This is a genomic window from Stenotrophomonas sp. Steno-C18 (genome assembly GCF_056393195.1).
Genome location: NZ_JBWJOX010000003.1, coordinates 358,359 through 381,307, shown reverse-complemented (window position 1 = coordinate 381,307; position 22,949 = coordinate 358,359). Strand labels below are relative to the sequence as shown.

Annotated in this window: 24 protein-coding genes and 1 pseudogene; 14 read left to right on the top strand and 11 right to left on the bottom strand. The window is 67.3% G+C overall.

Going from position 1 to position 22,949, the window contains the following annotated elements; translation table 11 throughout:
• The first annotated feature begins 134 nt into the window (after nt 1–134).
• The 4 genes from rfbB (at nt 135) to rfbD (ending at nt 3,595) form a co-directional block, all read left to right on the top strand.
• Nucleotides 135–1,190 (top strand): dTDP-glucose 4,6-dehydratase, encoded by a 1,056-nt coding sequence (gene rfbB / locus AC06FE_RS08980; protein WP_192287937.1) that lies wholly within the window; start codon nt 135–137, stop codon nt 1,188–1,190.
• 64 nt (nt 1,191–1,254) lie between these two features.
• Nucleotides 1,255–2,142, top strand: coding sequence for a glucose-1-phosphate thymidylyltransferase RfbA (rfbA, locus tag AC06FE_RS08975; RefSeq protein ID WP_478072843.1), 888 nt, complete (start codon nt 1,255–1,257; stop codon nt 2,140–2,142).
• Nucleotides 2,139–2,696 carry a dTDP-4-dehydrorhamnose 3,5-epimerase gene (gene rfbC / locus AC06FE_RS08970; protein WP_478072842.1) on the top strand — a complete coding sequence of 186 codons (558 nt, stop codon included), beginning with the start codon at nt 2,139–2,141 and terminating at the stop codon, nt 2,694–2,696. The genes rfbA and rfbC overlap by 4 nt, the downstream gene beginning before the upstream one ends.
• Complete coding sequence (rfbD, locus tag AC06FE_RS08965; protein WP_478072841.1) at nt 2,693–3,595, top strand: dTDP-4-dehydrorhamnose reductase; 903 nt, start codon at nt 2,693–2,695, stop codon at nt 3,593–3,595. Before rfbC ends, rfbD begins: the two co-directional genes overlap by 4 nt.
• A gap of 57 nt (nt 3,596–3,652) precedes the next feature.
• On the opposite strand, the gene AC06FE_RS08960 is transcribed toward rfbD, so the two are convergent.
• On the bottom strand, nt 3,653–5,056 hold the full coding sequence (locus tag AC06FE_RS08960; RefSeq protein ID WP_478072840.1) for a mannose-1-phosphate guanylyltransferase/mannose-6-phosphate isomerase: 1,404 nt from the start codon (nt 5,054–5,056) through the stop codon (nt 3,653–3,655).
• 8 nt (nt 5,057–5,064) lie between these two features.
• Nucleotides 5,065–6,411, bottom strand: a complete 1,347-nt coding sequence (locus tag AC06FE_RS08955; RefSeq protein WP_478072839.1) for a phosphohexomutase domain-containing protein — start codon at nt 6,409–6,411, stop codon at nt 5,065–5,067.
• A 146-nt stretch (nt 6,412–6,557) separates the two neighbouring features.
• On the opposite strand from AC06FE_RS08955, the gene AC06FE_RS08950 reads away from it, so the two are divergent.
• Genes AC06FE_RS08950 through AC06FE_RS08940 form a run of 3 tightly spaced genes read left to right on the top strand, consistent with a single transcriptional unit; the run spans nt 6,558 to nt 8,584 of the window.
• Complete coding sequence (locus AC06FE_RS08950; protein ID WP_132865693.1) at nt 6,558–7,292, top strand: CoA transferase subunit A; 735 nt, start codon at nt 6,558–6,560, stop codon at nt 7,290–7,292.
• Nucleotide 7,293: 1 nt separating this feature from the next.
• Nucleotides 7,294–7,926: a CoA transferase subunit B gene (locus tag AC06FE_RS08945; RefSeq protein ID WP_478072838.1), complete on the top strand. Its 633-nt coding sequence runs from the start codon at nt 7,294–7,296 to the stop codon at nt 7,924–7,926.
• A 43-nt stretch (nt 7,927–7,969) separates the two neighbouring features.
• Entirely contained in the window at nt 7,970–8,584 is a 615-nt protein-coding gene (locus AC06FE_RS08940; protein ID WP_478072837.1) for an alpha-ketoglutarate-dependent dioxygenase AlkB family protein, read from the top strand.
• Here the strand turns inward: AC06FE_RS08940 and AC06FE_RS08935 are convergent.
• From AC06FE_RS08935 to AC06FE_RS08920, 4 genes are read right to left on the bottom strand one after another with little or no spacing between them, the layout of a single operon-like run.
• Nucleotides 8,529–9,185, bottom strand: a complete 657-nt coding sequence (locus AC06FE_RS08935) for an ABC-type transport auxiliary lipoprotein family protein (protein WP_478072836.1) — start codon at nt 9,183–9,185, stop codon at nt 8,529–8,531. The two genes, AC06FE_RS08940 and AC06FE_RS08935, sit on opposite strands and share 56 nt — an antisense overlap.
• Nucleotides 9,182–10,108, bottom strand: a complete 927-nt coding sequence (locus tag AC06FE_RS08930; protein ID WP_132865688.1) for an MlaD family protein — start codon at nt 10,106–10,108, stop codon at nt 9,182–9,184. Before AC06FE_RS08930 ends, AC06FE_RS08935 begins: the two co-directional genes overlap by 4 nt.
• A gap of 2 nt (nt 10,109–10,110) precedes the next feature.
• Nucleotides 10,111–10,920, bottom strand: a complete 810-nt coding sequence (locus AC06FE_RS08925; RefSeq protein ID WP_132865687.1) for an ABC transporter ATP-binding protein — start codon at nt 10,918–10,920, stop codon at nt 10,111–10,113.
• Nucleotides 10,921–10,922: 2 nt separating this feature from the next.
• Entirely contained in the window at nt 10,923–12,035 is a 1,113-nt protein-coding gene (locus tag AC06FE_RS08920; RefSeq protein ID WP_192287695.1) for an ABC transporter permease, read from the bottom strand.
• Between the two features lie 83 nt (nt 12,036–12,118).
• On the opposite strand from AC06FE_RS08920, the gene AC06FE_RS08915 reads away from it, so the two are divergent.
• On the top strand, nt 12,119–13,384 hold the full coding sequence (locus tag AC06FE_RS08915) for a threonine/serine exporter family protein (RefSeq protein WP_132866223.1): 1,266 nt from the start codon (nt 12,119–12,121) through the stop codon (nt 13,382–13,384).
• Between the two features lie 96 nt (nt 13,385–13,480).
• On the opposite strand, the pseudogene AC06FE_RS08910 reads toward AC06FE_RS08915, so the two are convergent.
• The 3 genes and pseudogenes from AC06FE_RS08910 to AC06FE_RS08900 all read right to left on the bottom strand — a co-directional run.
• Nucleotides 13,481–13,852, bottom strand: a pseudogene (locus AC06FE_RS08910) (H-NS histone family protein); the annotation flags it as partial.
• A 156-nt stretch (nt 13,853–14,008) separates the two neighbouring features.
• Nucleotides 14,009–15,703, bottom strand: coding sequence for a proline--tRNA ligase (locus AC06FE_RS08905; RefSeq protein ID WP_478072835.1), 1,695 nt, complete (start codon nt 15,701–15,703; stop codon nt 14,009–14,011).
• A 95-nt stretch (nt 15,704–15,798) separates the two neighbouring features.
• Nucleotides 15,799–16,197: a DUF4124 domain-containing protein gene (locus AC06FE_RS08900; protein WP_132865683.1), complete on the bottom strand. Its 399-nt coding sequence runs from the start codon at nt 16,195–16,197 to the stop codon at nt 15,799–15,801.
• An 83-nt stretch (nt 16,198–16,280) separates the two neighbouring features.
• Between AC06FE_RS08900 and pssA the strand changes: the two genes are divergently transcribed.
• Genes pssA through rimI form a run of 3 tightly spaced genes read left to right on the top strand, consistent with a single transcriptional unit; the run spans nt 16,281 to nt 18,027 of the window.
• Complete coding sequence (pssA, locus tag AC06FE_RS08895) at nt 16,281–17,060, top strand: CDP-diacylglycerol--serine O-phosphatidyltransferase (RefSeq protein WP_132865682.1); 780 nt, start codon at nt 16,281–16,283, stop codon at nt 17,058–17,060.
• A complete protein-coding gene (locus AC06FE_RS08890; RefSeq protein ID WP_478072834.1) occupies nt 17,057–17,533 on the top strand; it encodes an alanine acetyltransferase in 477 nt (158 codons plus the stop codon). Before pssA ends, AC06FE_RS08890 begins: the two co-directional genes overlap by 4 nt.
• A complete protein-coding gene (gene rimI, locus AC06FE_RS08885; RefSeq protein WP_132865680.1) occupies nt 17,530–18,027 on the top strand; it encodes a ribosomal protein S18-alanine N-acetyltransferase in 498 nt (165 codons plus the stop codon). The genes AC06FE_RS08890 and rimI overlap by 4 nt, the downstream gene beginning before the upstream one ends.
• Before the next feature lie 12 nt (nt 18,028–18,039).
• Here the strand turns inward: rimI and AC06FE_RS08880 are convergent, their stop codons facing one another.
• Entirely contained in the window at nt 18,040–18,864 is an 825-nt protein-coding gene (locus tag AC06FE_RS08880; RefSeq protein WP_478072833.1) for an EamA family transporter, read from the bottom strand.
• 115 nt (nt 18,865–18,979) lie between these two features.
• Nucleotides 18,980–19,912: a carbohydrate kinase family protein gene (locus AC06FE_RS08875; protein ID WP_478072832.1), complete on the bottom strand. Its 933-nt coding sequence runs from the start codon at nt 19,910–19,912 to the stop codon at nt 18,980–18,982.
• Nucleotides 19,913–20,186: 274 nt separating this feature from the next.
• Between AC06FE_RS08875 and AC06FE_RS08870 the strand changes: the two genes are divergently transcribed.
• The 3 genes from AC06FE_RS08870 (at nt 20,187) to mreD (ending at nt 22,947) form a co-directional block, all read left to right on the top strand.
• Nucleotides 20,187–21,233: a rod shape-determining protein gene (locus AC06FE_RS08870; RefSeq protein WP_005419402.1), complete on the top strand. Its 1,047-nt coding sequence runs from the start codon at nt 20,187–20,189 to the stop codon at nt 21,231–21,233.
• A gap of 173 nt (nt 21,234–21,406) precedes the next feature.
• Nucleotides 21,407–22,465, top strand: a complete 1,059-nt coding sequence (mreC, locus tag AC06FE_RS08865) for a rod shape-determining protein MreC (RefSeq protein WP_478072831.1) — start codon at nt 21,407–21,409, stop codon at nt 22,463–22,465.
• Entirely contained in the window at nt 22,462–22,947 is a 486-nt protein-coding gene (mreD, locus tag AC06FE_RS08860) for a rod shape-determining protein MreD (protein ID WP_132865676.1), read from the top strand. Before mreC ends, mreD begins: the two co-directional genes overlap by 4 nt.
• Nucleotides 22,948–22,949 lie beyond the last annotated feature (2 nt).

Genomic DNA, 22,949 nt, shown 5'->3' with positions numbered 1-22,949 from the left:
ATCATTTTATGTCCGGACAATTGGGTGCTTGGCGCGTGTTGTTGGCAATCGTGCAGGCTGTGGAAGAGGGCTCGTTATATCCTTGTGCGATTGGCCCGCTGGTCTTGGCGGCCGAATATCAGGAGAACCATCGAGTGACCACATGGCTTGTGACCGGCGGCGCCGGCTTTATCGGCGGCAACTTTGTTCTGGAGGCCGTTGCCAAGGGTGTGCGTGTCATCAATCTGGACGCACTCACCTATGCGGGCAACCTGAAGACGCTGGCGAAGCTTGAGGGAAATCCAGACCATGTGTTCGTCCAGGGGGATATCGGTGACCAAGCACTGGTTGCCCGCTTGCTTGCCGAGTACGAACCGGAAGCGGTGCTGAACTTCGCGGCTGAAAGCCATGTGGATCGTTCAATCGATGGGCCAGGTGCATTCATCCAGACCAATGTGGTGGGCACGCTCGGCCTGCTTGAAGCGGTGCGTGACTACTGGAAGGCGTTGCCTGACAGCGCAGCGCAGGTGTTTCGTTTCCTGCATGTCTCCACCGACGAGGTCTATGGCACCTTGGGGGAAACCGGCAAGTTCAGCGAAACCACCCCCTACGCGCCGAACTCGCCTTACTCAGCATCGAAAGCCGCGTCGGACCACCTGGTGCGCGCGTTTCACCACACTTATGGCCTGCCGGTGCTGACCACCAACTGCTCCAACAACTACGGCCCTTACCATTTTCCGGAAAAGCTGATCCCGCTGGTGATCGCCAAGGCGTTGGCCGGGGAGCCGCTGCCGGTTTATGGCGATGGCAGGCAAGTACGGGATTGGTTGTTCGTGACCGACCACTGCGAGGCGATCAGAACAGTGTTGGCGAAGGGCAAGGTGGGCGAAACCTACAACGTGGGGGGCAATTCCGAGCGGCAGAACATCGAGGTGGTGCAGGCCATCTGCGCGTTGCTGGATCAGCGTCGACCTCGCGCGGATGGTCAGTCGCGCAGCAGCCAGATCACCTACGTGGCCGATCGTCCGGGTCACGACAGGCGCTATGCCATTGATGCGTCCAAGCTGGAGCGTGAGTTGGGCTGGGAACCGAAGTACACATTCGAGCAGGGCATTGCATTCACGGTTGATTGGTATCTGGAAAACCAGGAGTGGGTCCAGAGCGTGCTCGATGGCAGCTATCGCCTGCAGCGCATTGGAACCGTGGCGTGATCGATCAGGCGCCGTCCGGGATTCAGGTCGGCAATGACGTGATGCTTCGACAAGGATTACAGAAATGACGCAACGCAAGGGCATCATCCTCGCCGGTGGCTCCGGTACCCGCCTTTATCCGATCACCAAGGGCGTCAGCAAGCAGTTGCTGCCTGTCTATGACAAGCCGATGATCTACTACCCGCTGAGCGTCTTGATGATGGCGGGCATTCGCGATGTGCTGATCATCAATACGCCCCACGAGCAGGCGCTCTTCCAGCATCTGCTGGGTGATGGCTCGCAATGGGGCATGAACATCCAATATGCCGTCCAGCCGAGCCCTGATGGCTTGGCGCAGGCTTATCTGATCGGGCGTGAGTTCGTCGCCGGAAAGCCGAGCTGCCTGGTTTTGGGGGACAACATCTTCCATGGCACTGGTCTGCGCGAAGTATTAAAGCGCGCGGGTGCCCGTGACATGGGTGCGACCGTTTTCGGCTATTGGGTCAATGATCCGGAGCGTTATGGCGTGGCGGAATTCGACAAGAGCGGAAAGGTCGTCGGTCTGGTGGAAAAGCCGGAGAATCCTCGTTCGAATTATGCGGTAACAGGGCTGTATTTCTACGACGGCAATGCAAGTGACTACGCATCGCAGCTGAAGCCCTCACCGCGCGGCGAGCTGGAGATCACCGATCTCAACCAGCGTTATCTGGATGAAGGCACGTTGCAGTTGGAGCCGCTGGGCCGTGGCTACGCATGGCTGGATACCGGTACGCACCAATCCCTGCTGGAAGCATCGAATTTCATCGAGACCATCCAGACCCGGCAGGGGCTGCAGGTCTGTTGCCCGGAGGAGATCGCATACGGGCAGGGGTGGATCAACCGTGAACAGCTGGAGGCGCTGGCAGCGCCGTTGGCAAAGAACGGTTATGGGCAGTATCTGCAGAAGCTGGTTGAACGAGGAATTGTTCCGTGAAAGTGATTGAAACCAAGTTGCCGGGCTGCGTGGTCATCGAGCCGGCGGTGTTTGGCGACGAGCGTGGCTTCTTCTTCGAGACCTGGAATGCGGAGCGCTTCAAGGCCGCAGGCCTGCCGGACCGGTTCGTGCAGAGCAACGTCTCTTCCTCGAGCAAGGGCGTGCTGCGCGGGCTGCATTACCAGTGGCCGCGCCCGCAGGGCAAGCTGGTCAGCGTGCTGGAAGGGGAGGTCTACGACGTGGCGGTGGACATCCGCCGTGGTTCGCCCACCTTCGGTCAGTGGGAAGCCGTCGTGTTGAGTGCGGAAAACAAGCGCCAGTTCTGGATCCCGGAAGGTTTTGCACACGGCTTCGCCGTGTTGTCCGAGCGTGCGGTATTCAGCTATCTGTGCACGGAGGTGTACCTGAAGGAGTTCGACGCCGGCGTGCGCTGGAACGACGCCGACATCGCCGTGGATTGGCCGATCAGCGACCCGACCCTGTCCGGCAAGGACGAGGCCGCGCCGTTCCTGAAGGACATCCCCGAAGACCGTCTTCCGGTTTACGTCGCATGACCGTGCTGGTGTTCGGTGGCAATGGCCAGGTTGGCCAGGAACTGCTGCGCGCGTTGCACGACGTGGACGAGGTCGTGGCGACCACGCGCAGCGGCCGGTTGCCCGATGGGCGCGACTGCGAAACGGCCGACTTCACCCAGCCGGAGCACCTGACGACCTTGCTTGATCGCGTCCGTCCGGACGTAGTGATCAACGCGGCGGCCTACACCGCCGTGGACCGCGCCGAGCAGGAGCCGGAGGCCGCGTTTGCCGCCAACGCGCAGGCCCCGGGCGTGATCGCCCGGTGGTGCGCAGCGCACGGCGTACCGATGGTGCATTACTCTACCGACTATGTGTTCGATGGCCAGGGCACGGCGCCGTACCGTGAGGACGAGCCGACCGCGCCGCTGGGTGTCTACGGCACCAGCAAGCGCGATGGCGAAGCCGCGGTGCGTGCGGCCGGTGGCCGGCACCTGATCTTCCGTACGGCGTGGGTGTACGCCTCGCACGGTGGCAATTTCCTGCGCACGATGCTGCGGGTTGGCGCCGAGCGCGATGCGCTGCGCGTGGTGGCTGACCAGATCGGTACGCCGACCAGCGCGGCCTTGATCGCCGAGGTTACGGTGAAGGCGCTGCAGCATCCGGGGGGGCTGTCCGGTACCTGGCATCTGACGGCTTCGGGGCAGACCAGTTGGCACGGTTTCGCGGAGGCGATCTTCGCCGAAGCGGTGACTGCCGGGCTGATGGCCAAGGTGCCGGCGGTCGAGGCGATTTCCAGCGCGGAGTATCCGACGCCGGCCAAGCGACCGTCGTGGTCGGTGCTGGACAACCACAAGCTGCAGCACGACTTCGATATCGTGCTGCCGCCCTGGCAGGACGGCCTGCGGAAGGTGATTGCCGAGCTGCGTTCCGGGCAATGACGTGAGAAGAAAAACCCCGGGAATCCCGGGGTTTTTCATGCCATCGCCACGCCGTGCTCAGGCGCGGCCGTAGGTGTCCTCGAAACGCACGATGTCGTCTTCGCCCAAGTAGCTGCCCGACTGCACTTCGATCAGTTCCAGCGGCAGCTTGCCGGGGTTGCGCAGGCGGTGGGTGACGCCGAGCGGGATGTAGGTGCTCTGGTTCTCGGTGAGCAGCAGCACCTCATCGCCACGAGTGACCTCGGCAGTGCCACTGACCACGATCCAGTGCTCGGCGCGATGGTGGTGCATCTGCAGGCTCAGCGTACCGCCGGGCTTGACGGTGATGCGCTTGACCTGGAAACGCTCGCCATGGTCGATGGAGTCGTAGGCGCCCCACGGGCGGTAGACCTTGCGGTGCCAGGTGGCCTCGCTGCGGCCATCGGCCTTGAGCTGGGCAACCACGTCCTTGACCTCCTGCATGCGGTCGGATTTGCCGACCAGCACCGCGTCATTGGTCTCCACCACGATGACGTCCTCCAGCCCGACCATCGCGATCAACCGGTCGCCATAGGCGAAGGTGTTTCGGCAGTCGATGGCGATGACGTCGCCACGATGCGCATTGCCGTCGGCGTCCTGCTCGGAGACATCACGCAGCGCGGTCCACGAACCAACGTCGCTCCAGCCGGCATCCAGCGGCACCACGGCGGCATCGCCGGTCTTTTCCATGACCGCGTAGTCGATGGAGTCGGACGGGCTGGCCTTGAAGGCGTCGGCGTCCAGGCGGATGAAGTCGGTATCGCGGCGTGCCTTTTCCCATGCGGTGCGGCACGCGGTCAGGATCTGCGGCTGCAGGCGTTCCAGTTCCTCCAGGTAACGCGAGGCGCGGAACAGGAACATGCCGCTGTTCCAGTAGTACTCACCGGAGGCGACATAGGTTTCGGCGGTGGCCAGGTCGGGCTTCTCGACGAAACGCTCGATCGCGCGCGGGCCATCACCGGCCACGGCCTTGATGTAGCCATAGCCGGTTTCCGGCGCGGTGGGCTGGATGCCGAAGGTGACCAGCTTGCCCTGCTCGGCGATGGTCGCGGCCTGGGCGATGGCCTGGTGGAAACGGGTGATGTCGTTGATCAGGTGATCGGACGGCAGCACCAGCAACAACGGGTCATCGCCGTTGCGACGGGCTTCCAGCGCGGCGGCGGCGATGGCCGGTGCGGTGTTGCGGCCAATCGGCTCGAGCAGGATCGCCGACGGCGCGGTGCCGGCCTGCTGCAACTGTTCGGCCGCGACGAAGCGGTGTGATTCGTTGGCCACCACGATCGGCGGATGCGCGGCGACGTCGGCCACGCGCAGCCAGGTGGCCTGTAGCATGGTGCGCTCGCCGGTCAGCGGCAGGAACTGCTTGGGATAGGCCTCGCGCGACAGCGGCCACAGGCGCGTGCCGGAACCACCGGACAGGATGACGGGCAGGATCGAACTCATGGGTGTCCTCAGGCAGAGAGCAGTTCGGAGATCTCGCGGGTGCGCTGCGCCAGCAGCGCGGCGTCCCCGCGGGTTTCCACGTTCAGGCGCAGCAGCGGCTCGGTGTTGGAGCTGCGCAGGTTGAAACGCCAGGCGCCGAAATCGGCACTGATGCCGTCGGTATGGTCCAGCGCCGGCGACTGGTCGGCGAAGTGCGCCATCACCCGTGCCACGGCGGCCTTGGCATCGCTGACCTTGAAGTTGATCTCGCCGCTGCACGGGAAACGGGCCATGCGGTCCTCCACCAGTTCGGCCAGCGACTGGCCGCTGCGGGACACCAGGGCGGCGATCAGCAGCCACGGGATCATCCCCGAGTCGGCATAGGCGAATTCGCGGAAGTAATGATGCGCGCTCATCTCGCCGCCATACACGGCGTTCTCGGCGCGCATCTTTTCCTTGATGAACGCATGGCCGCTCTTGCACAGCACCGGCACGCCGCCGGCCGCCTCGACCATCTCCACGGTGTTCCAGGTCAGGCGCGGGTCATGCACGATCTTGCCGCCCGGATTGCGCGACAGGATGGCCTGGGCGAGCAGGCCGACCAGGTAATAGCCTTCGATGAAGCGGCCACTGTGGTCGAAGAAGAAGCAGCGGTCGAAGTCACCGTCCCAGGCGATGCCGAAATCGGCGCCGTGTTCGCGCACCGCATTGGCGGTGGTGGCGCGGTTCTCCGGCAGCAGCGGGTTGGGGATGCCGTTGGGGAAATTGCCATCCGGTTCATGGCAGATGCGCACGAACTCGAGCGGCAGGTGCGGGGCGAGCAGGTCGACGATGGCGCCGGCGCCGCCGTTGCCGGCGTTGACCACCAGCTTCAGGGGCTTGAGCGCGGAGACGTCCACGTAGCTGAGCAGGTGCTGGATGTAGGCGCTCTTGTCATGCTCGGCGCGCTGGCCAGCACGCGGCGGTTGCGGGGCACTGTCATCGGCGGCCACCGCATCGGAAATGGCAAACAGGCCGGTGTCCGAGCTGATCGGGCGTGCCTGTTCACGTACCAGCTTCATGCCGTTGTAGTCCATCGGGTTGTGGCTGGCGGTGACCATCACGCCGCCGGCCGCCTGCAGGTGACCGGTCTGGAAGTAGACCTCCTCGGTGCCGCACAGGCCGATGTCGATGACCTCGCGGCCTTCGCCGCGCAGGCCTGCCGCCAGCGCATCCTGCAGGGCCGGGCTGGCCAGGCGGACGTCATGGCCCAGGACCACGGTGCCCGGTGCCAGCTGGGCAGACAGGGCCTTGCCGATCTTGCGGGCCAGGTCCTCGTTGAGCTCTTCCGGAACCCGGCCACGGATGTCATAGGCCTTGAAAGCGGGAAGGGGCATGCTTGCATCCTGCGAGGGAGAGATGCCGCCTAGTTTAGTCGGCTGCAGGGCCGTTGGCTGTCTGCGCGCTGGACGAAGGTCCAAGGTAGCCGTCACCGCAACGCCGCTAGAATGCGCTCATCCTTGGTTACTGTGGGCAAGAAGCGATGAGTGATCTCCCAACCCCGACCGGCAAACGCGGCAAGGTATTCGCCAGCGCCGCCGAGGCCCTGGCCGGCATCGTGGCCGATGGGCAGACCCTGGCCGTGGGCGGTTTCGGCCTGTGCGGTATTCCCGAGGCGCTGATCGCCGCCCTGCGTGACAGCGGGGTCAAGGGTCTTACGGCCATCTCCAACAACGCCGGCGTCGATGGCTTCGGCCTGGGCCAGCTGCTGGAGACCCGCCAGATCAAGAAGATGATCTCGTCCTACGTGGGCGAGAACAAGGAATTCGAGCGGCAGTTCCTGTCCGGCGAGCTGGAGCTGGAGTTCAACCCGCAGGGCACCCTGGCCGAGCGCCTGCGCGCCGGGGGGGCCGGTATCCCGGCCTTCTTCACCGCCACCGGCTACGGCACCGTGGTCGCCGAGGGCAAGGAAACCCGCGAGTTCGACGGCAAGCACTACGTGCTGGAGACCGCGCTCAAGGCGGACGTGTCGCTGGTCAAGGCGTGGAAGGCCGATGAAGCCGGCAACCTGCTGTTCCGCAAGACCGCCCGCAACTTCAACCCGGCCTGCGCGATGGCCGGCAAGGTCTGCGTGGTCGAGGTGGAGGAAATCGTGCCGGTGGGCGCGATCGACCCGGACCAGGTGCACTTGCCGGGCATCTACGTGGACCGCATCGTTTTGAATGCAACGCCGGAGAAGCGCATCGAACAGCGCACCGTGCGTCAGGAGGGGAACTGAAATGGCCTGGACCCGTGATGAGATGGCCGCCCGCGCGGCCCGTGAGCTGACCGACGGTGCTTACGTGAACCTGGGCATCGGCCTGCCGACGCTGGTGGCCAACCACATCCCCGAAGGCGTGGACGTGTGGCTGCAGTCGGAGAACGGCCTGCTCGGCATCGGCCCGTTCCCGACCGAGGCCGAGGTGGACGCCGACCTGATCAACGCCGGAAAGCAGACCGTCACCGCACGTGCCGGCGCCAGCTACTTCGGCAGCCATGATTCGTTCGCGATGATCCGCGGCGGCCACATCAACCTGGCCATCCTCGGTGCCATGCAGGTCACCGACAAGGGCGACCTGGCCAACTGGATGGTGCCCGGCAAGATGGTCAAGGGCATGGGCGGGGCGATGGACCTGGTGGCCGGCGTGCAGCGCGTGGTGGTGCTGATGGAGCACACCGCCAAGAACGGCGAGCACAAGGTGCTGCCGGAATGCACGCTGCCGTTGACCGGCGTGGGCGTGGTTGATCGCATCATCACCGACCTGGCCGTGTTCGACGTCACCGACGACGGACTGGTGCTGGTCGAGGCGGCGCCGGGCGTCAGCGATGACGAGCTGAAGGAAAAGACCGGCGTGCCGTTCCAGCGCGCCTGAGCAAAGTCCGGAGGGACGGCGGTGCCGTCCCTTCGCATATCGCATGTTGTTCGCCCCCGACCTCCCCGGCGCAGACGTCAGCCATCTTCCGGCTTGGCTGCCGCAGTCCGACGCCGATGCTCTGCTGCACGACCTGCAGCATGGCGTGCCGTGGGAGGTGCACCGCATCCGCATGTTCGGCCGCTGGGTGGATTCGCCGCGCCTGAGCTGCTGGATCGGTGATCCGCAGGCCCACTACCGCTATTCCGGCGCCGACTTCGTGCCGCATCCGTGGCCGGCGGTGTTGCAGGCGGTGCGTGGACGCCTGCAGGACAGCTGCGCCGCGCGCTTCAACAGCGTGCTGGCCAATCGCTACCGTGATGGGCGCGACAGCATGGGCTGGCACAGCGACGATGAGCCGGAACTCGGCACGCAGCCGCTGATCGCCTCGTTGAGCCTGGGGGCGGCAAGGCGGTTCCTGCTGCGGCGGCGTGATGACCGGGCACAGGTCACCGAGTTCGTGCTCGGCCACGGCGACCTGCTGGTGATGGCCGGCGATACCCAGCGCCACTACCAGCACGCCCTGCCGAAGACCGCCCGCCCGATGGGCGAGCGGATCAACCTTACTTTCCGCTGGATCGCGGCGCCGGCTGCCGCGTCGCATCGTGCTGGCCGCTGAGCAGCGTCCAGCCGATCAGGTCGGTGGAGACCTTGTCCAGCGCGGTTTCGAAGGCGCGCGCGACGGTGGGGATGTCGGCGGACGCGGCCGGTTCGGCGACCACGAAGGTGCGTGCGGCGACCACGCGCTGGTCCACGCTGTGGATCAGCTTGGCATTGAGCTCGATGGTGGCCGCGGGCGTGTCACCGCCGCGGTAGTCGGCCTCGAAGCGGCGCAGGTCGGTGGTCAGCTTGTAGTCCGAGCGGATGCCGGTGGCGATGCGTGCCACCGCGGCGATCCGCCCGGAGTCCTCGAAGCCGCGCAGCAGCGTGTCCTCGAGCATGTCGGTGGCAGGCTGCGACCAGGTCGCGCCCCGGTAGACCTCCAGTTCGCCCGGGCTGGGACGGACGTTGATGCGCGGGCTGTCCACCAGCCGCGCCGCGCTGGGCTTGGCGAGCACCAGCTGCCAGTCGACCTGCGGCCAGGCAGGGTCGGCCTGCACGCGCACCTGCGGTGCGTAGATGGTGACCGACTGGCGGTCGCCGCCGGCCAGCACCGAGCAGCCGGCCAGCGCCAGCAGGCACAGCGGAGCGAATCGCTTGATCGAGGGAAGGACGGTCATTTCGGTTCAAACTCCTTGGGTGCGTCGCGGCCGAGCAGGTAGCGGGCAGGGTTGTTCTCCAGCCGGTCGCTGACCCGGCGCAGGTCGCGGATCAGGCCGCGCAGTTCGGTCAGGGTCGGGCCGAGCTGGGCCAGCCCGTCATTGGCGAAGCTGTTGATCGCGGCGCGGTTCTCGCCAAGGATCGCATCGGCGTTGCCGGCGGCCGAATCCAGCTTGGACAGGCTGGTGTCGAGCTTGTCCAGCGTGGCCGGCAGCTGGCGCAGCACGTTCTGGTCCAGGTGGGCGATCGCGCCATTGGCGGTGTTCAAGGTGGCGTTGAGGTTGCGGGCCGCGTCGCGGGCCTCGACCAGCAGGGCCTGCGTGCCCTTGTCGCGGTCGGCTAGGCCGCCACTGATGGTTTCCAGGTGGCTCAGCGTGGCCGAGATCTTGCCGACGTTCTCGTCGCTGAGCAGCTCGTCCATGCGCTCGACCACGCGGTTGGCCACGTCGGTGATGTTCTGCAGGGCCGAGGGCGCGGTGGCGATGGTCGGGATGGGTTCCTTGCTGGCCACGGCCAGGGCGGTGGCCTGCGGGCTGCCGCCGCTGAGCTGGATGATCGACGGGCCGGTCAGGCTGGTGATGGCCAGCTTGGCGGTGGTGTCCGTCTTGACCGGCGTGGTCGAGTTCAGGCGCAGCTTGGCGATGACCTTGCGCGGGTCGTCCGGCGCCAGCGTCAGCTCGGTGATCGAACCGACCGCGATGCCGTTGTACTGCACCGGGCTGCCGACCGACAGGCCGGTGACCGCCTCGGTGAAGACCACGCGGTACTCCTGCCAGGTGCGGTCAGAGGAGTACTTCGCCGCCCACAGGCCGAAGGCCAGCAGGGCCACCCCGACGATGAGGGTGAAGGCGCCGATCAGGACGTAATTGGCTTTGGTTTCCATGGTCACACGTGCTCGGGCTGGAGGCCGCGCGCGGCGCGGGCGCGGGGGCCGTGGAAGTATTCGCGGATCCACGGGTGGTCGAGTTGTTCGATTTCCGGCAGCGGCGCATTGGCCACGACCCTGCGGTCGGCCAGCACCGCGACGCGGTCGCAGATGGCGTAGAGCGTGTCCAGGTCGTGGGTGATCAGGAACACGGTCAGGCCCAGCGCTTCCTGCAGGGTCTTGATCAGGCGGTCGAAGGCGGCCGCGCCGATCGGGTCCAGCCCGGCGGTGGGCTCGTCCAGGAACAGCAGCGGCGGGTCCAGTGCCAGTGCGCGTGCCAGGCCGGCACGCTTGCGCATGCCGCCGGACAGCTGCGAGGGCAGCTTGTTGATGGCATCGGCCGGCAGGCCGGCCAGCTTCACCTTCAGCAGCGCCAGCTCGTAGTGCCAGCGCTCGTCCAGCTCGGGATGGTGTTCCTTCAGCGGCACCTGCACGTTCTCGCCCACGGTCAGCGAGGAGAACAGGGCGCCGTCCTGGAACAGCACGCCGGTGTTGCGTTCGATCTGCAGGCGGTCGGCCGGATGCTCGGAACGTGCGTCCACGCCCAAGACCTCGATCTGGCCTTCGTCGGGCCTGCGCAGGCCCAGGATCGAGCGCATCAGCACCGACTTGCCGGTGCCCGAGCCGCCGACCACGCCGAGGATCTCGCCACGCCGCACGTCCAGGTCCAGGCCCTCATGCACGGTCTGGCTGCCAAAGCGGTTGACCAGCCCGCGCACGCGGATGGCCAGTTCGGAAGTGCGCTCGTCGTTCCTGGATGCGATGGCCATCGTCACCAGCCCATGTGCATGAACCACAACGCGGCCAGCGCGTCGAGGATGATGACCAGCGAGATGGTCTGCACCACGCTGGAGGTGGTGCGTTCGCCCACCGATTGTGCCGTGCCTTCGACCTTGAGCCCTTCCAGGCAGCCGATCAGCGCGATGATCAGCGCGAACACCGGGGCCTTGGACATGCCGACCAGGAAGTGCCGCAGTTCCATCGTCTCGTGCATGCGCGCCAGGTACATCTGCGGCGGGATGCCCAGGTCGAAGGCGCCGACGGTGATGCCGCCGGCCAGACCGGCGATCATCGCGATGAAGGTCAGCAACGGCAGCATCAGCAGCAGGGCGACCACGCGCGGCAGCACCAACAGGTCGACCGGATCCAGGCCCAGGGTCTGGATGGCATCGATCTCCTCGCGCGCCTTCATCGCCCCGATCTGCGCGGTGAAGGCGCTGGCGGTGCGGCCGGCCAGCACGATGGCGGTCAGCAGCACCGCGAATTCGCGCAGGAAGGCGATGTTGACCAGCTCGACCACGAAGATCTCCGCGCCGAAGTCGCGCAGGATGGTCGAGCCGAGGAAGGCGATCACCGCGCCGACCAGGTAGGACAGCAGGGCCACCAGCGGTACCGCGTCCAGCCCGACCTCTTCCATCTGGTTGACCGCGGCGGTCATCCGGAAGCGGCGCGGCTGGCGCACCAGGCGCGCCAGCTTGGACAGGTTCTCGCCCAGGAAGCTGACCAGCACCACGATGTTGCGGCCGATGGCGTGGACCGAGCGGCCCAGGCGTTCCAGTGCCGCCGCCACGCCGTAGTCGCGCTGTGGCTTGGGGCGCTCGTCGGCGACCTCGTCGATGGTGCAGACCAGTGCCTGATGCTCGTCGCGGAACTGCAGGGCATGTTCCTGCAGGCCAGCCTTGCTGGCAAAGCGCAGCAACAGCAGTACGCCGGCCGAATCCAGCTGGTCGATGCCGCGCGCATCGATGGTGGTCACCGGCGACGGGCTGGCCTTGAGCGCCTCCATCGAGCGCAGCGCAGTGGACAGCGTCCAGCTGCCGGAAAGCCGCAACCGGCCTTCGGCATCAGGGTCTTGCGCGCACTGGGGTGGGGAAATGTCTGTCATTGGTGGCATCCGCTGCCGAGGATAACCCGACGTCCGTACAACCCGGATGAGTATTGCATCGGCTTCAGGCGATACTAATGGCCATGTCTGCCGAAACCCTTGCTCCCGCGCCCCCTCGGGCCACCTATGCACAGCGCGTGGCCTTCGTCTCGGAGATGGCCGGGCGGCTGCACAGTTACGGCACCACCGCGCAACGGCTGGAGGCTTCGGTGGTCGCGTTGTCCCAGCAGCTGGACCTGGACTGCGAGCCGTGGTCGAACCCGACCGGCCTGATCCTGAGCTTCAGCGACCCGACCCGCGCGATCGGCTCCAGCGACATCACCCGCGTGATCCGGATGGGGCCGGGCAGCACCGACCTGCACAAGCTGGCCATCGCCGACGAGATCGCCGACGCGGTGGCCGGGGGGCGCATGAGCATCGCCCAGGGCCATACCGCGTTGCGCCAGCTGGACAGTGACCCGGGCCTGAGCGACCGGATCGCGATGCTGACCTCCTTCACCCTGGGCTCGGCCGGCGTGGCGGGCCTGTGGCGGCTGCCATGGCTGGATATCGCCACCGCCGGCGTGACCGGCCTGCTGATCGGCCTGCTGCTGTTCTATACCGACCGGCGGGTGGCCACGCGCGAGGCCAGCGAAGCCTTGGCGGCGCTGCTGGCCGGCTTCGTGGCGGTCCTGGTGGCCAGCTTCATCGGCCCGCTCAACCTCAACTCCACCATCATCGCCTCGCTGGTGGTGCTGCTGCCCGGCATGGCATTGACCAATGCGGTCAACGAGCTGGCCAGCCAGCACTGGGTATCGGGCACGGCGCGGTTCGCCGGTGCCCTGACCACCATCATGAAACTCACCGTGGGCGCGATGATCGCGGTCACCATCGCCCATTACATCGGGCTGGAGCCGGTGGTGCGGGCCTCGCGCCCGCAGTCCAACTGGGTGGAGTGGGGCTCGGTGCTGGTGGCGGCGTTCGCCTTCGCCATGCTGTTCCGCGCCAGTGTCCGCGATTATCCGTGGGTGATCGCCGCCTCGGTGGCCGGTTATGCGATCTCGCGTTATGGCGGGCTGCTATGGGGCGGGCCGGCCGGGATCTTCCTGGCGGCCATGTTGCTGACCGCCGCCGGCAACCTGTTTGGCCGGCTGGCCAAGCGCCCCGGCGCGATCGTGCGCCTGCCCGGCATCATCATGCTGGTGCCGGGCAGCATCAGCCTGCGTGGGGTGCTCAGCCTGATCCAGCAGCAGAATGTAAATGCCGGTGAATCCGCGTTGCTGACCGTGGTGAATGTGGTGATGGCGCTGGTGGCCGGGCTGCTGTTTGGCAACCTGCTGATCCCGGCGCGCAAGAACCAGAATCTGTAATTTCAGATTCATATATATCCGGTAGTGCGCGGGCAGGACGGGGCCAAATAAAAACGCCGGCTTGCGCCGGCGTTTTTGATTTCGATTACCCGATTACTTCTGGATCAGGAAATCCTCGACCTTGCGGCCCTTGCCGGTCAGCTCGGCCAGCCAGCGCGGCTGCTTGCCACGGCCGGTCCAGGTTTCCTCGGCATTGGCCGGATTGCGGTACTTCGGGGCAACCTTGGCCAGCTTGCGGCCCGCCTTCGGGGCGCTGGTCTTGGCGGCCTTGGCCGGACGGCCGGCCTTCGGCGCGGCGCCGCCAAACAGTTCCTCGATGGTGTAACCGGCCTTCTTGGCGGCAGCGGTCAGCTGTGCACGGACTTTGGTGATCGGCAGACGCTTGGCCACGACGGTCTTGCGCTTCTGCGCGTCGCGGATCAGGGTGGCAAGTTCCTTGGCCGACAGGCCGGACAGATCAATACTCATCTAATGGGTTACTCCAGGGAAATGGATTCGAGACAGCCACTCCGTGGCAGCGGCAAACAGCATACCGGGCCATATGTACGGATGACAAACTACATAACGTGCGTTGTGTGATGCAGGAATGAAAAAGGCCGGGAATATATCCCGGCCTTTTTCTGCTCAGCCTGCGATTTTCTGCAGGACCGCCGCCTTGTCCAGATTCTCCGCCTCGCTGGCGGTGCGGGACCGGTACTCGAAGGTGCCCGCGGCCAGGCCGCGCTCGGAAACCACGATGCGGTGCGGGATGCCGATCAGTTCCATGTCGGCGAACATCGCGCCCGGACGCAGGCCGCGGTCATCCAGCACCGCATCGACGCCGGCGGCCTGCAGTTCGGCCAGCAGCGATTCGGCGGCCGCGGTGATGGCGGCATCCTGCTTCGGGTTGATCATGCATACCACCGCCTGCCACGGTGCCATCGCCACCGGCCAGATAATGCCGGCGTCGTCGTGGTTCTGTTCGATGGCGGCGGCGACGATGCGCGATACGCCAATGCCGTAACAGCCCATCGACATCACCGCGGCCTTGCCATTCTCGTCCAGCACGGTGGCCTTCAGTGCCTGCGCATACTGGCGGCCCAGCTGGAAGACATGGCCCACTTCGATGCCGCGCGCGATTTTCAGTTCGCCGCCGTCACGGGCGCGGTCGCCGGCCTTCACGTTGCGGATATCGGCCACTTCCGGCTCGACCAGGTCGCGGCCCCAGTTGACGCCGGCAATATGGAATCCCTTTTCATTGGCACCGACGACGAAATCCGCCATCGCCGCGACCTCGCGGTCGGCGACCACGCGGATGGCCTTGCGCGGATTCAGCGGGCCCAGGAAACCCGGCTCGCTGCCCAGGTGGTCGGCAATCTCCGCTTCGCTGGCCATGCGGTAATCGCGCAGGCCGGTCACCTTGGCCAGCTTGATCTCGTTGATCTCGTGGTCGCCGCGGACCAGGGCCAGCACGAATTCATCCTCGGTGGTCATCACCGCCACCGACTTGACCGTGCGCAGCAGGGCGATGCCCATCAGCGCGGCGACGTCCTCGCAGGTCTTCTGGGTCGGGGTCTCGACCTTGCGCAGTTCCTCGGCGGCGGCGGCACGCGCGGCCGGGTCGGCGGCGATGGCGGCCTCGACGTTGGCCGCGTAATCCGAGCCGGTGGAGAACACCAGCGCGTCCTCGCCCGAATCGGCGATCACGTGGAATTCCTGCGAGGCATCACCGCCGATCGCGCCGGAGTCGGCCTGCACCGAACGGAACTCCAGACCCAGGCGGGTGAAGATGCGGGTGTAGGCGGCCTTCATGTTCTCGTATTCGGCGACCAGGCTGGTGTCGTCCAGATGGAAGGAATAGGCATCCTTCATCAGGAACTCGCGCGCGCGCATCACGCCGAAGCGGGGGCGGATCTCGTCACGGAACTTGGTCTGCACCTGGTAGAAGTTGACCGGCAGCTGCTTGTAGCTGGACAGCTCCTGGCGCGCGAAGTCGGTGATGGCTTCCTCGGCGGTGGGGCTGTAGCAATACTCCTGCTCCTTGCGGTCCTTGATCTTGAGCAACTGGCCGCCGAACTTCTGCCAGCGCCCGGTCTCCTCCCACAGTTCCTTCGGCTGGATGGTCGGCAACTGCAGTTCCACCGCCCCGGCGCGGTTCATCTCCTCGCGGACGATGGCTTCCACCTTGCGCAGCACGCGCAGGCCCAGCGGCGACCAGGTGTACAGGCCGGAGGCCAGCTTGCGGATCATGCCCGCGCGCAGCATCAGCTTGTGGCTGACCAGCTCGGCGTCGGCGGGAGTTTCCTTGGTGGTGTGCAGGTGGAAGCGGGAAAGGCGCATGGGAGGGGCTTCGCAAAACGGCGGAATCGCCTATTTTGCCAGCCTCGCGGCCCGCTGGGGTGGCTGCGCCGCCAGGCCGTGCCCGACCTGCCTGCTCAGGGGCTCGCGGCGGGCTTGCAGTAGGTGGCCACCATCGACTCGGCCAGGCGCTTCTGGGCCTGGCGCTGGCCGTCGTCCAGGGTCTGGTCGGGCTTGCCGTCGCCGTCGGTATCGCGCATCACCGGGTTGGGCTTGGACAGCAGCTCCAGGTTGTGGCGGGCCGAGGCACACTGCAGGTTGTCGACCGTCGCCGGTGCAGCCGCCGCCGCAGGTTCGGCCTGGACGCTGGGCGCGCCGCTCTGGGTGATCTGCCGGGTCTCGTATTTCTGCCCGACCGGCGGCCGCTCCGAATACTGGGTGACGCCATTGGCGTCCTTCCACTTGTAGAGCTGCCCGGCGCTGGCGGCGGAACTGGCGAGCAGGAGCAGGCAGCAGAGGCGGGGCAGGACGGGCATGGCGACTCCGGGCAGGGCGGACGGGCAAGGCGCCGATTGCAGCACCCGGTGACGCGGCTGGCAAGTCGATTAAACTGGGCGGCATGGACGAATTGAGACCCCCACCGCGTTCGCGCAGCATCTACCTGCTGCCGAACCTGTTCACCACCGCCGGCCTGTTCGCCGGGTTCTACGCGATCATCGCCGCCGCCAACGGGGACTTCGTCAACGCCAGCATCGCCGTGTTTGTGGCGGCGGTCATGGACGGCCTGGACGGCCGCGTGGCGCGCCTGACCGGCACCAGCAGTGAGTTCGGCGTGCAGTACGACTCGCTGGCCGACCTGGTCAGCTTCGGCATGGCGCCGGCGCTGGTCATGTACCACTGGGCGCTGTCCTCGCTGAAGTTCGACGGCGAGATCCTCGGCCGCGTCGGCTGGTCGGCCGCGTTCCTGTACGCCGCCTGCGCTGCGCTGCGGCTGGCGCGCTTCAACACCCAGGTCGGCACGGTCGACAAGCGCTGGTTCGTCGGCCTGGCCAGCCCGGCCGCGGCGGGCCTGATGATGTCCTTCGTCTGGGCCTTTGCCGACGGCAACCTGGGCTGGAGCGGCGAGCAGCTGCGCTACGTGGCGCTGGCGGTGACGATCGTCTCGGGCCTGCTGATGGTCAGCCGGATCCGCTTCTGGAGCTTCAAGGGCGGCAACGAGAAGGGGCCGCGCTCGGAGCGCGTGCCGTTCGTGGTGCTGGCGCTGGTGCCGATCATCATCGCCATCATGGTCGTGGACCTGCCGCGCACCCTGTTCGTGGTGGGCATCCTGTATGCCATCTCCGGGCCGGTGATGTGGCTGCTGCTGCGCCGGCGCGCGCCGGCCGGCAAGGTGGAATGACCGGGCTCGCGCCCGCGCCGTTGTGGTCCGCGCAGCAGCAGGCGCTGCTGCAGGCGATGGGCTACACGGTCTACCTGGAGGGCAGTGCGCTGGACGCACCGCCTGCCATGGAGGCCGCCGCGCCGCCGGTCGCCCTGGAGATCGCGCCGGCGCGTACCCCGACGCCGCCGCGCCCGGCCGCCCCGCCCGCCCGCCGTGAGCAGGCTGCCCGCGCGCCAGAGGCCCCGGCGACCACGCCGGACAGGCCCGCCTCCCCGGCATCGGCGGCGACCCTGCACCGCCGCGGCGGTGGCCTGCGCATGCCCGACCGCCTGCAGATCGCCCTGCTGCGCGCGTCCGGCTGCAATCCGAATGACCCGCAGACGCGGGCATTGATGGACAGCTGGCCGCTGGACGAGCTGCGTGCCAACCCGGCCGCCAAGCGCGCGCTGTGGCCGCAACTGCGCAGCCTGCGGCGGAAGCAGCGGCAATGAACGCGCAGGCCCGACCGGCCGGCCCGGTACTGCGGCCGATGCAGGAAGACGACCTGGACGCGGTGATGGAGGTCGAGCTGCGCGCTTACCCCTTCCCGTGGACGCGTGGCATCTTCCAGGACTGCCTGCGCGCCGGTTATCCCGGGCGGATCCTCGAGGTGGACGACGGCTTGGTCGGCTACGGCATGCTCAGCCTCGCCGCCGACGAGGCGCACGTGCTCAATGTCTGCGTGGACCCGCTGGTGCAGTCGCGCGGCCATGGCCGGCGGCTGCTGCGCGAGCTGGTGCGGGTGGCGCGCCAGCGCGGCGCGGTGCGGGTGTTCCTGGAGGTGCGCCCGTCCAATGCCCCGGCCATCGCGCTGTACCACAGCGAAGGCTTCAACGAGATCGGCCGGCGACCGCGTTACTACCCCGCCGACAACGGCCGTGAGGACGCGCTGGTGATGGCGATGGAGCTGGTGGACGAGGACATCGCCCGCATGCCGCCGCTCTGAGCGGCGGGGGCATCAGGCCAGCCGCAGCAAGGCCACGCCGATCAGGATCACCGCCGCGGCCAGCAGGCGGCGCCGGCTGATCCGCTCCTTCAGCAGCAGCGCCGACAGCGCCAACGCGAACAGGATCGAGGTTTCGCGCAGCGCGGCGATGATCGCCACCGGCGCCAGTGTCATCGCCCACAGCGCGATGCCGTAGGACGTGGTGGTGCCGATGCCGCCGACCAGGCCGCGTGCCCAGTTCCGGCGCAGGTAGTCCCCCAGCTCGGCGCGTCGCCGCGCCAGTGCCCACAGCGGCAATGGCAGCCCGGACAGCAGGAACAGCCACAGCGTGTAGCTGAGCGCGTTGCCGGACAGGCGTGCGCCGCGGGCGTCGACCAGGGTGTAGGTGGCGATGACCACCGCGATGAACAGGGGCAGCTGCAGGTTGCGGCGGTTGCCGCTGCCGGCCATCAGCACGATGCCGCCGCAGACCAGGGCGATGCCGGCCCAGCCGGCAGCGGGCAGGTGCTCGTCGAAGACCAGGCTGCCGGCCAGGGCCACCAGCAGCGGCGCGCAGCCACGCATCAGCGGGTAGGACAGGCTCATGTCCGCCACCCGGTAGGCGCGCGCGACCAGGACGTAGTAGCCGGCCTGCAGGACCGCCGATACCGCCAGCCAGGGCCAGCTCCTCGCCGCGGGCGCGGGCAACCACGGCAGCAGCAGGGCCGCGAGCACCGCCGCCCAGCCGGTGACCAGCAGGGTGGTCAGCAGCGTGTCGCCGCCGAGCTTGACGATGGCGTTCCAGCTGGCGTGGAGCAGGGCGGCCAGCAGCACCGCGCAGAAAAGGCCCAGGGACATTGGCGGTGGCGGTCGGGTCAGGCCACAAGGCTAACCGGTGCCTGCCCGGGCGGTGGCGGGGGCAACGAAAAACGGCGCCGAAGCGCCGTTTCCCGGGTGCCTTCGCGCTTCGGGTTCAGAGCGCGTAGCCGAACTGCTGCTTGAACTGGTCGTTGAACTCGGTGAAGTCGAAGCGCTGGTTCTGGGTGCCGGGGTGCTCGACCTTCAGCGCGCCCATCAGGTTGCCCATGCGGCCGATGGTGAGCCAGTCGTAGCCCTTCTCGATGCCGTAGATCAGGCCGGCGCGGAAGGCGTCGCCGCAGCCGGTCGGGTCGACCACGCGGCGCTCGTGCGCCGGCGGGATGTCGAAGCTCTTTTCCGGGGTGTGGATGATCGCCCCGCGCGGCCCCTGGGTGGTGATGTAGGCCTGGGTGCGCTCGACGATTTCCTTCTCGCTCCAGCCGGTGCGCTGCTGCAGCAGGTTGGACTCGTAGTCGTTGACCACCACGTAGTCGGCCTGTTCGATGAACTGGCGCAGCTCCGGCCCGTTGAACAGCGGCAGCGCCTGGCCCGGGTCGAAGATGAAGGGGATGCCGCATTCCAGGAACTCGGCCGCGTTCTGGATCATGCCCTCGCGGCCGTCCGGCGCGACGATGCCGAAGGTGACGCCCGGCACGTCCTTCACGTGGTTCTCGTGCGAACGCATCATCGCGCCCGGGTGGAAGGCGGTGATCTGGTTGTTGTCGTGGTCGGTGGTGATGAAGCACTGCGGGGTGAACATCTCCTCCAGCACCCGCACCTGGCTCAGGTTGATGCCCAGTCGCTCGAAATGCTCGCGGTACGGGCCGAAGTCCTGGCCCACGGTGCCCATCGGGATCGGGTCGCCGCCGAGCAGCTTCAGGTTGTAGGCGATGTTGCCAGCGCAGCCGCCCAGCTCGCGGCGCATGCGCGGGACCAGGAAGGACACGTTCAGGATGTGCACCTTGTCCGGCAGGATGTGGTTCTTGAACTGGTCCGGGAACACCATGATGGTGTCGAAGGCAAGGGAACCACAGATCAAAGCGGACATCGCGAACAGGCCTATACGGGAAAAGGAAAACGCCGCCGTGCGGCCGCAGGCGGGCCGGCGCGCAGCGCGCCAAAGCGCATAAGGTTACCGGGTGCCGCGGCGGACGGCCACAACCGAATCTGTACCGCGTCTGCCTGATGTGGTCCGGAACCCGGATTTTCCAAGGATTTTTCTTGCCCGGGCCATGGTGGGTTGATAGGCTAGCGGCCCTCATTTTCTGCCCATTTTTTCGCCAACCGGCGTGGGCACGACACCCGTCAGGATCACTTCCCAGATGTTCAAGAAGCTGCGTGGCATGTTCTCCAATGACCTGTCCATCGACCTGGGCACGGCCAACACCCTCATCTATGTGCGCGGCCAGGGCATCGTGCTGAACGAGCCGTCGGTCGTGGCCGTGCGCCAGGACCGTGCCATCGGCGGTACCCGCTCGGTGGCCGCCGTCGGCGCCGAGGCCAAGCAGATGCTTGGCCGTACCCCGGGCCACATCACCACCATCCGCCCGATGAAGGACGGCGTCATCGCCGACTTCACCTACACCGAGGCGATGCTCAAGCACTTCATCAAGAAGGTGCACAAGTCGCGCGTGCTGCGCCCGAGCCCGCGCGTGCTGGTCTGCGTGCCGGCCGGCTCGACCCAGGTCGAGCGCCGCGCCATCAAGGAGTCGGCCGAGGAGGCCGGTGCGCGTGACGTGTTCCTGATCGAGGAGCCGATGGCCGCGGCGATCGGCGCCGGCATGCCGGTGACCGAGGCGCGTGGCTCGATGGTCATCGACATCGGCGGCGGCACCACCGAAGTGGCGGTCATCTCGCTGAACGGCATCGTCTATTCGGCCTCGGTCCGCATCGGCGGCGACCGTTTCGACGAGTCCATCACCAATTACGTGCGCCGCAACCACGGCATGCTGATCGGTGAAGCCACCGCCGAGCGCATCAAGGTCGAGCTGGGCTGTGCCTACCCGCAGGCGGAAGTGATCGAGATGGAGATCTCCGGCCGCAACCTCGCCGAGGGCGTGCCGAAGATGATCAAGATCAGCTCCAACGAGGTGCTCGAGGCCCTGCACGAACCGCTGTCGGGCATCGTCTCGGCGGTCAAGCTGGCCCTGGAACAGACCCCGCCGGAACTGTGCGCCGACGTCGCCGAGCGCGGCATCGTGCTGACCGGTGGTGGCGCCCTGCTGCGCGACCTGGACCGCCTGATCTCCGAGGAGACCGGCCTGCACGTGCAGGTGGCCGATGACCCGCTGACCTGCGTGGCCCGCGGTGGCGGCCGTGCGCTGGAGCTGGTGGACATGCACGGCAACGAGTTCTTCGCGCCGGAGTGAGGCCGGGATCGGGGTGGGGAGCCGGGAATGACGATGCGTGGGTTGCTGCGATCTGCCCCGGTCCGCGTGTTCCTGCCCCCGCTGCAGATGACATCCGGTGTGCGCGCTGACGTTCGGGGGCTCCTGCGGCCCCCATTCCCTTTTTCCCTTTCCCTGCTCCCAGCGCCTGATCCGTGCCTCCTTACGCCGGCCCTCCCGTAGCCTCCCGACAGGGTGACGCCAGCAGCACATTGCGACTGCTGGCTTACCTAGCGTTGGCCATCACCCTGATCGTGCTCGACATCCAGGGCGGCTGGCTGTCGCGCCTGCGTGCGCAGGCCAGCGTGGTGGTGCAGCCGGTCTGGGCACTGGCCGGGCTGCCCGGCCGCGTCGGCGCCACGGTCAAGGACCATGCCGCCAGCCACGGCCAGCTGGTCGAGGAGAACCGCGAGCTGCGCAACCAGCTGCTGCTGGCCAATGCCCGCCTGACCCGCCTGCAGACCGCCGCGCTGGACAACGCCCAACTGCGCGAGCTGCTCAATGCCGCCGAACGCAATGGCCTGGACGTGCAGCTGGCGCCGATCCTGGACATCGACCTGGACCCGGTGAAGCAGCGCGTGGTGCTGGATTCGGGCAGCCGCAACGGCGTGCACGTCGGCCAGGCGGTGATCGATGCCGGCGGCCTGATGGGGCAGGTGATCGCGGTCAATGCCAGCCATTCGACCGTGCTGCTGCTGACCGACCCGGACCACGCGGTGCCGGTGAACGTGGCCCGCAACGGGGTGCGGCTGATCGCCTACGGGCGCGGCGACCGCCTGGAGCTGCGCGACATCCCGCTCAGCGCGGGCGTCGAGGTGGGCGATGAGATCGTGACCTCGGGCCTGGGCGGGCGTTTCCCCGCCGGTTTCCCGGTCGGCAGGATCCTCAAGCTGCGCCCGGACGATACCCATGCCTTCCTGGTCGGTGAACTGGAGCCGGCGGCCAAGCTGGACCGTGGCCGCAACGTGCTGCTGCTGCGCTCGGTGCCGGCCATCCCGCGCCTGCCGGTGACCCAGGGCCTGGAGCTCCCGGCCGACGCGACCGGTACCGTCACGCCGTCGGCGCATCCGGCCCCGACCGGTGCCACGGCCGTACCGCCGGCAGGCCCGTCGCCCACCGAAGCAGCCCCGGCCACTCCGGCGGGCGCCGCCGATGCCTCCACGGCTCCGGCCGAAGTACCGCCGCCGCAGGCCACGCCGGAGCAGCGCCGATGAGCCGCCTACGCAACAAGGGCTGGGTGCTGCCGGTCAGCATCGTGCTGGCGTTCCTGCTGGCACTGGTGCCGTTGCCTGACCTGCTGCTGCCACTGCGCCCGTACTGGCTGGCGCTGGTGCTGGCGTACTGGGTGATCGAGACCCCCGAGCGCGCAGGGCTGGGCTTCGCCTTCTGCATCGGCCTGCTGGCCGATGTGCTGACCGGGGGCATCCTCGGCGAGCAGGCGCTGCGGTTGGTGGTGATGGCCTTCATCCTGCAACGCTTCCGCGCGCGGATCCGGTTCTTCCCGTTGTCGCAGCAGGCGCTGTCGATCGGCGGGCTGCTGTTCAACGACCGCGTCATCGACGCGGCCATCCACCTGCTCGGTGATGCGCCGCTGCTGCCCTGGAGCTACTGGTGGGCGCCGCTGCTGGGCATGGCGCTGTGGCTGCCGCTGTATGTGCTGCTGGATGCGGTGCGGCTGGGCAAGCGCGGGCGCTGAGC

What these genes read in the sequence shown, in the direction of transcription:
- rfbA (WP_478072843.1), top strand. Translation starts at nt 1,255, where the DNA reads ATGACGCAACGCAAGGGCATCATCCTCGCCGGTGGCTCCGGTACCCGC.
- rfbD (WP_478072841.1), top strand. Translation starts at nt 2,693, where the DNA reads ATGACCGTGCTGGTGTTCGGTGGCAATGGCCAGGTTGGCCAGGAACTG.
- AC06FE_RS08960 (WP_478072840.1), bottom strand. Translation starts at nt 5,056, where the DNA reads ATGAGTTCGATCCTGCCCGTCATCCTGTCCGGTGGTTCCGGCACGCGC.
- AC06FE_RS08955 (WP_478072839.1), bottom strand. Translation starts at nt 6,411, where the DNA reads ATGCCCCTTCCCGCTTTCAAGGCCTATGACATCCGTGGCCGGGTTCCG.
- AC06FE_RS08950 (WP_132865693.1), top strand. Translation starts at nt 6,558, where the DNA reads ATGAGTGATCTCCCAACCCCGACCGGCAAACGCGGCAAGGTATTCGCC.
- AC06FE_RS08945 (WP_478072838.1), top strand. Translation starts at nt 7,294, where the DNA reads ATGGCCTGGACCCGTGATGAGATGGCCGCCCGCGCGGCCCGTGAGCTG.
- AC06FE_RS08940 (WP_478072837.1), top strand. Translation starts at nt 7,970, where the DNA reads ATGTTGTTCGCCCCCGACCTCCCCGGCGCAGACGTCAGCCATCTTCCG.
- AC06FE_RS08935 (WP_478072836.1), bottom strand. Translation starts at nt 9,185, where the DNA reads ATGACCGTCCTTCCCTCGATCAAGCGATTCGCTCCGCTGTGCCTGCTG.
- AC06FE_RS08930 (WP_132865688.1), bottom strand. Translation starts at nt 10,108, where the DNA reads ATGGAAACCAAAGCCAATTACGTCCTGATCGGCGCCTTCACCCTCATC.
- AC06FE_RS08925 (WP_132865687.1), bottom strand. Translation starts at nt 10,920, where the DNA reads ATGGCCATCGCATCCAGGAACGACGAGCGCACTTCCGAACTGGCCATC.
- AC06FE_RS08920 (WP_192287695.1), bottom strand. Translation starts at nt 12,035, where the DNA reads ATGACAGACATTTCCCCACCCCAGTGCGCGCAAGACCCTGATGCCGAA.
- AC06FE_RS08915 (WP_132866223.1), top strand. Translation starts at nt 12,119, where the DNA reads ATGTCTGCCGAAACCCTTGCTCCCGCGCCCCCTCGGGCCACCTATGCA.
- AC06FE_RS08905 (WP_478072835.1), bottom strand. Translation starts at nt 15,703, where the DNA reads ATGCGCCTTTCCCGCTTCCACCTGCACACCACCAAGGAAACTCCCGCC.
- AC06FE_RS08900 (WP_132865683.1), bottom strand. Translation starts at nt 16,197, where the DNA reads ATGCCCGTCCTGCCCCGCCTCTGCTGCCTGCTCCTGCTCGCCAGTTCC.
- pssA (WP_132865682.1), top strand. Translation starts at nt 16,281, where the DNA reads ATGGACGAATTGAGACCCCCACCGCGTTCGCGCAGCATCTACCTGCTG.
- AC06FE_RS08890 (WP_478072834.1), top strand. Translation starts at nt 17,057, where the DNA reads ATGACCGGGCTCGCGCCCGCGCCGTTGTGGTCCGCGCAGCAGCAGGCG.
- rimI (WP_132865680.1), top strand. Translation starts at nt 17,530, where the DNA reads ATGAACGCGCAGGCCCGACCGGCCGGCCCGGTACTGCGGCCGATGCAG.
- AC06FE_RS08880 (WP_478072833.1), bottom strand. Translation starts at nt 18,864, where the DNA reads ATGTCCCTGGGCCTTTTCTGCGCGGTGCTGCTGGCCGCCCTGCTCCAC.
- AC06FE_RS08875 (WP_478072832.1), bottom strand. Translation starts at nt 19,912, where the DNA reads ATGTCCGCTTTGATCTGTGGTTCCCTTGCCTTCGACACCATCATGGTG.
- AC06FE_RS08870 (WP_005419402.1), top strand. Translation starts at nt 20,187, where the DNA reads ATGTTCAAGAAGCTGCGTGGCATGTTCTCCAATGACCTGTCCATCGAC.
- mreD (WP_132865676.1), top strand. Translation starts at nt 22,462, where the DNA reads ATGAGCCGCCTACGCAACAAGGGCTGGGTGCTGCCGGTCAGCATCGTG.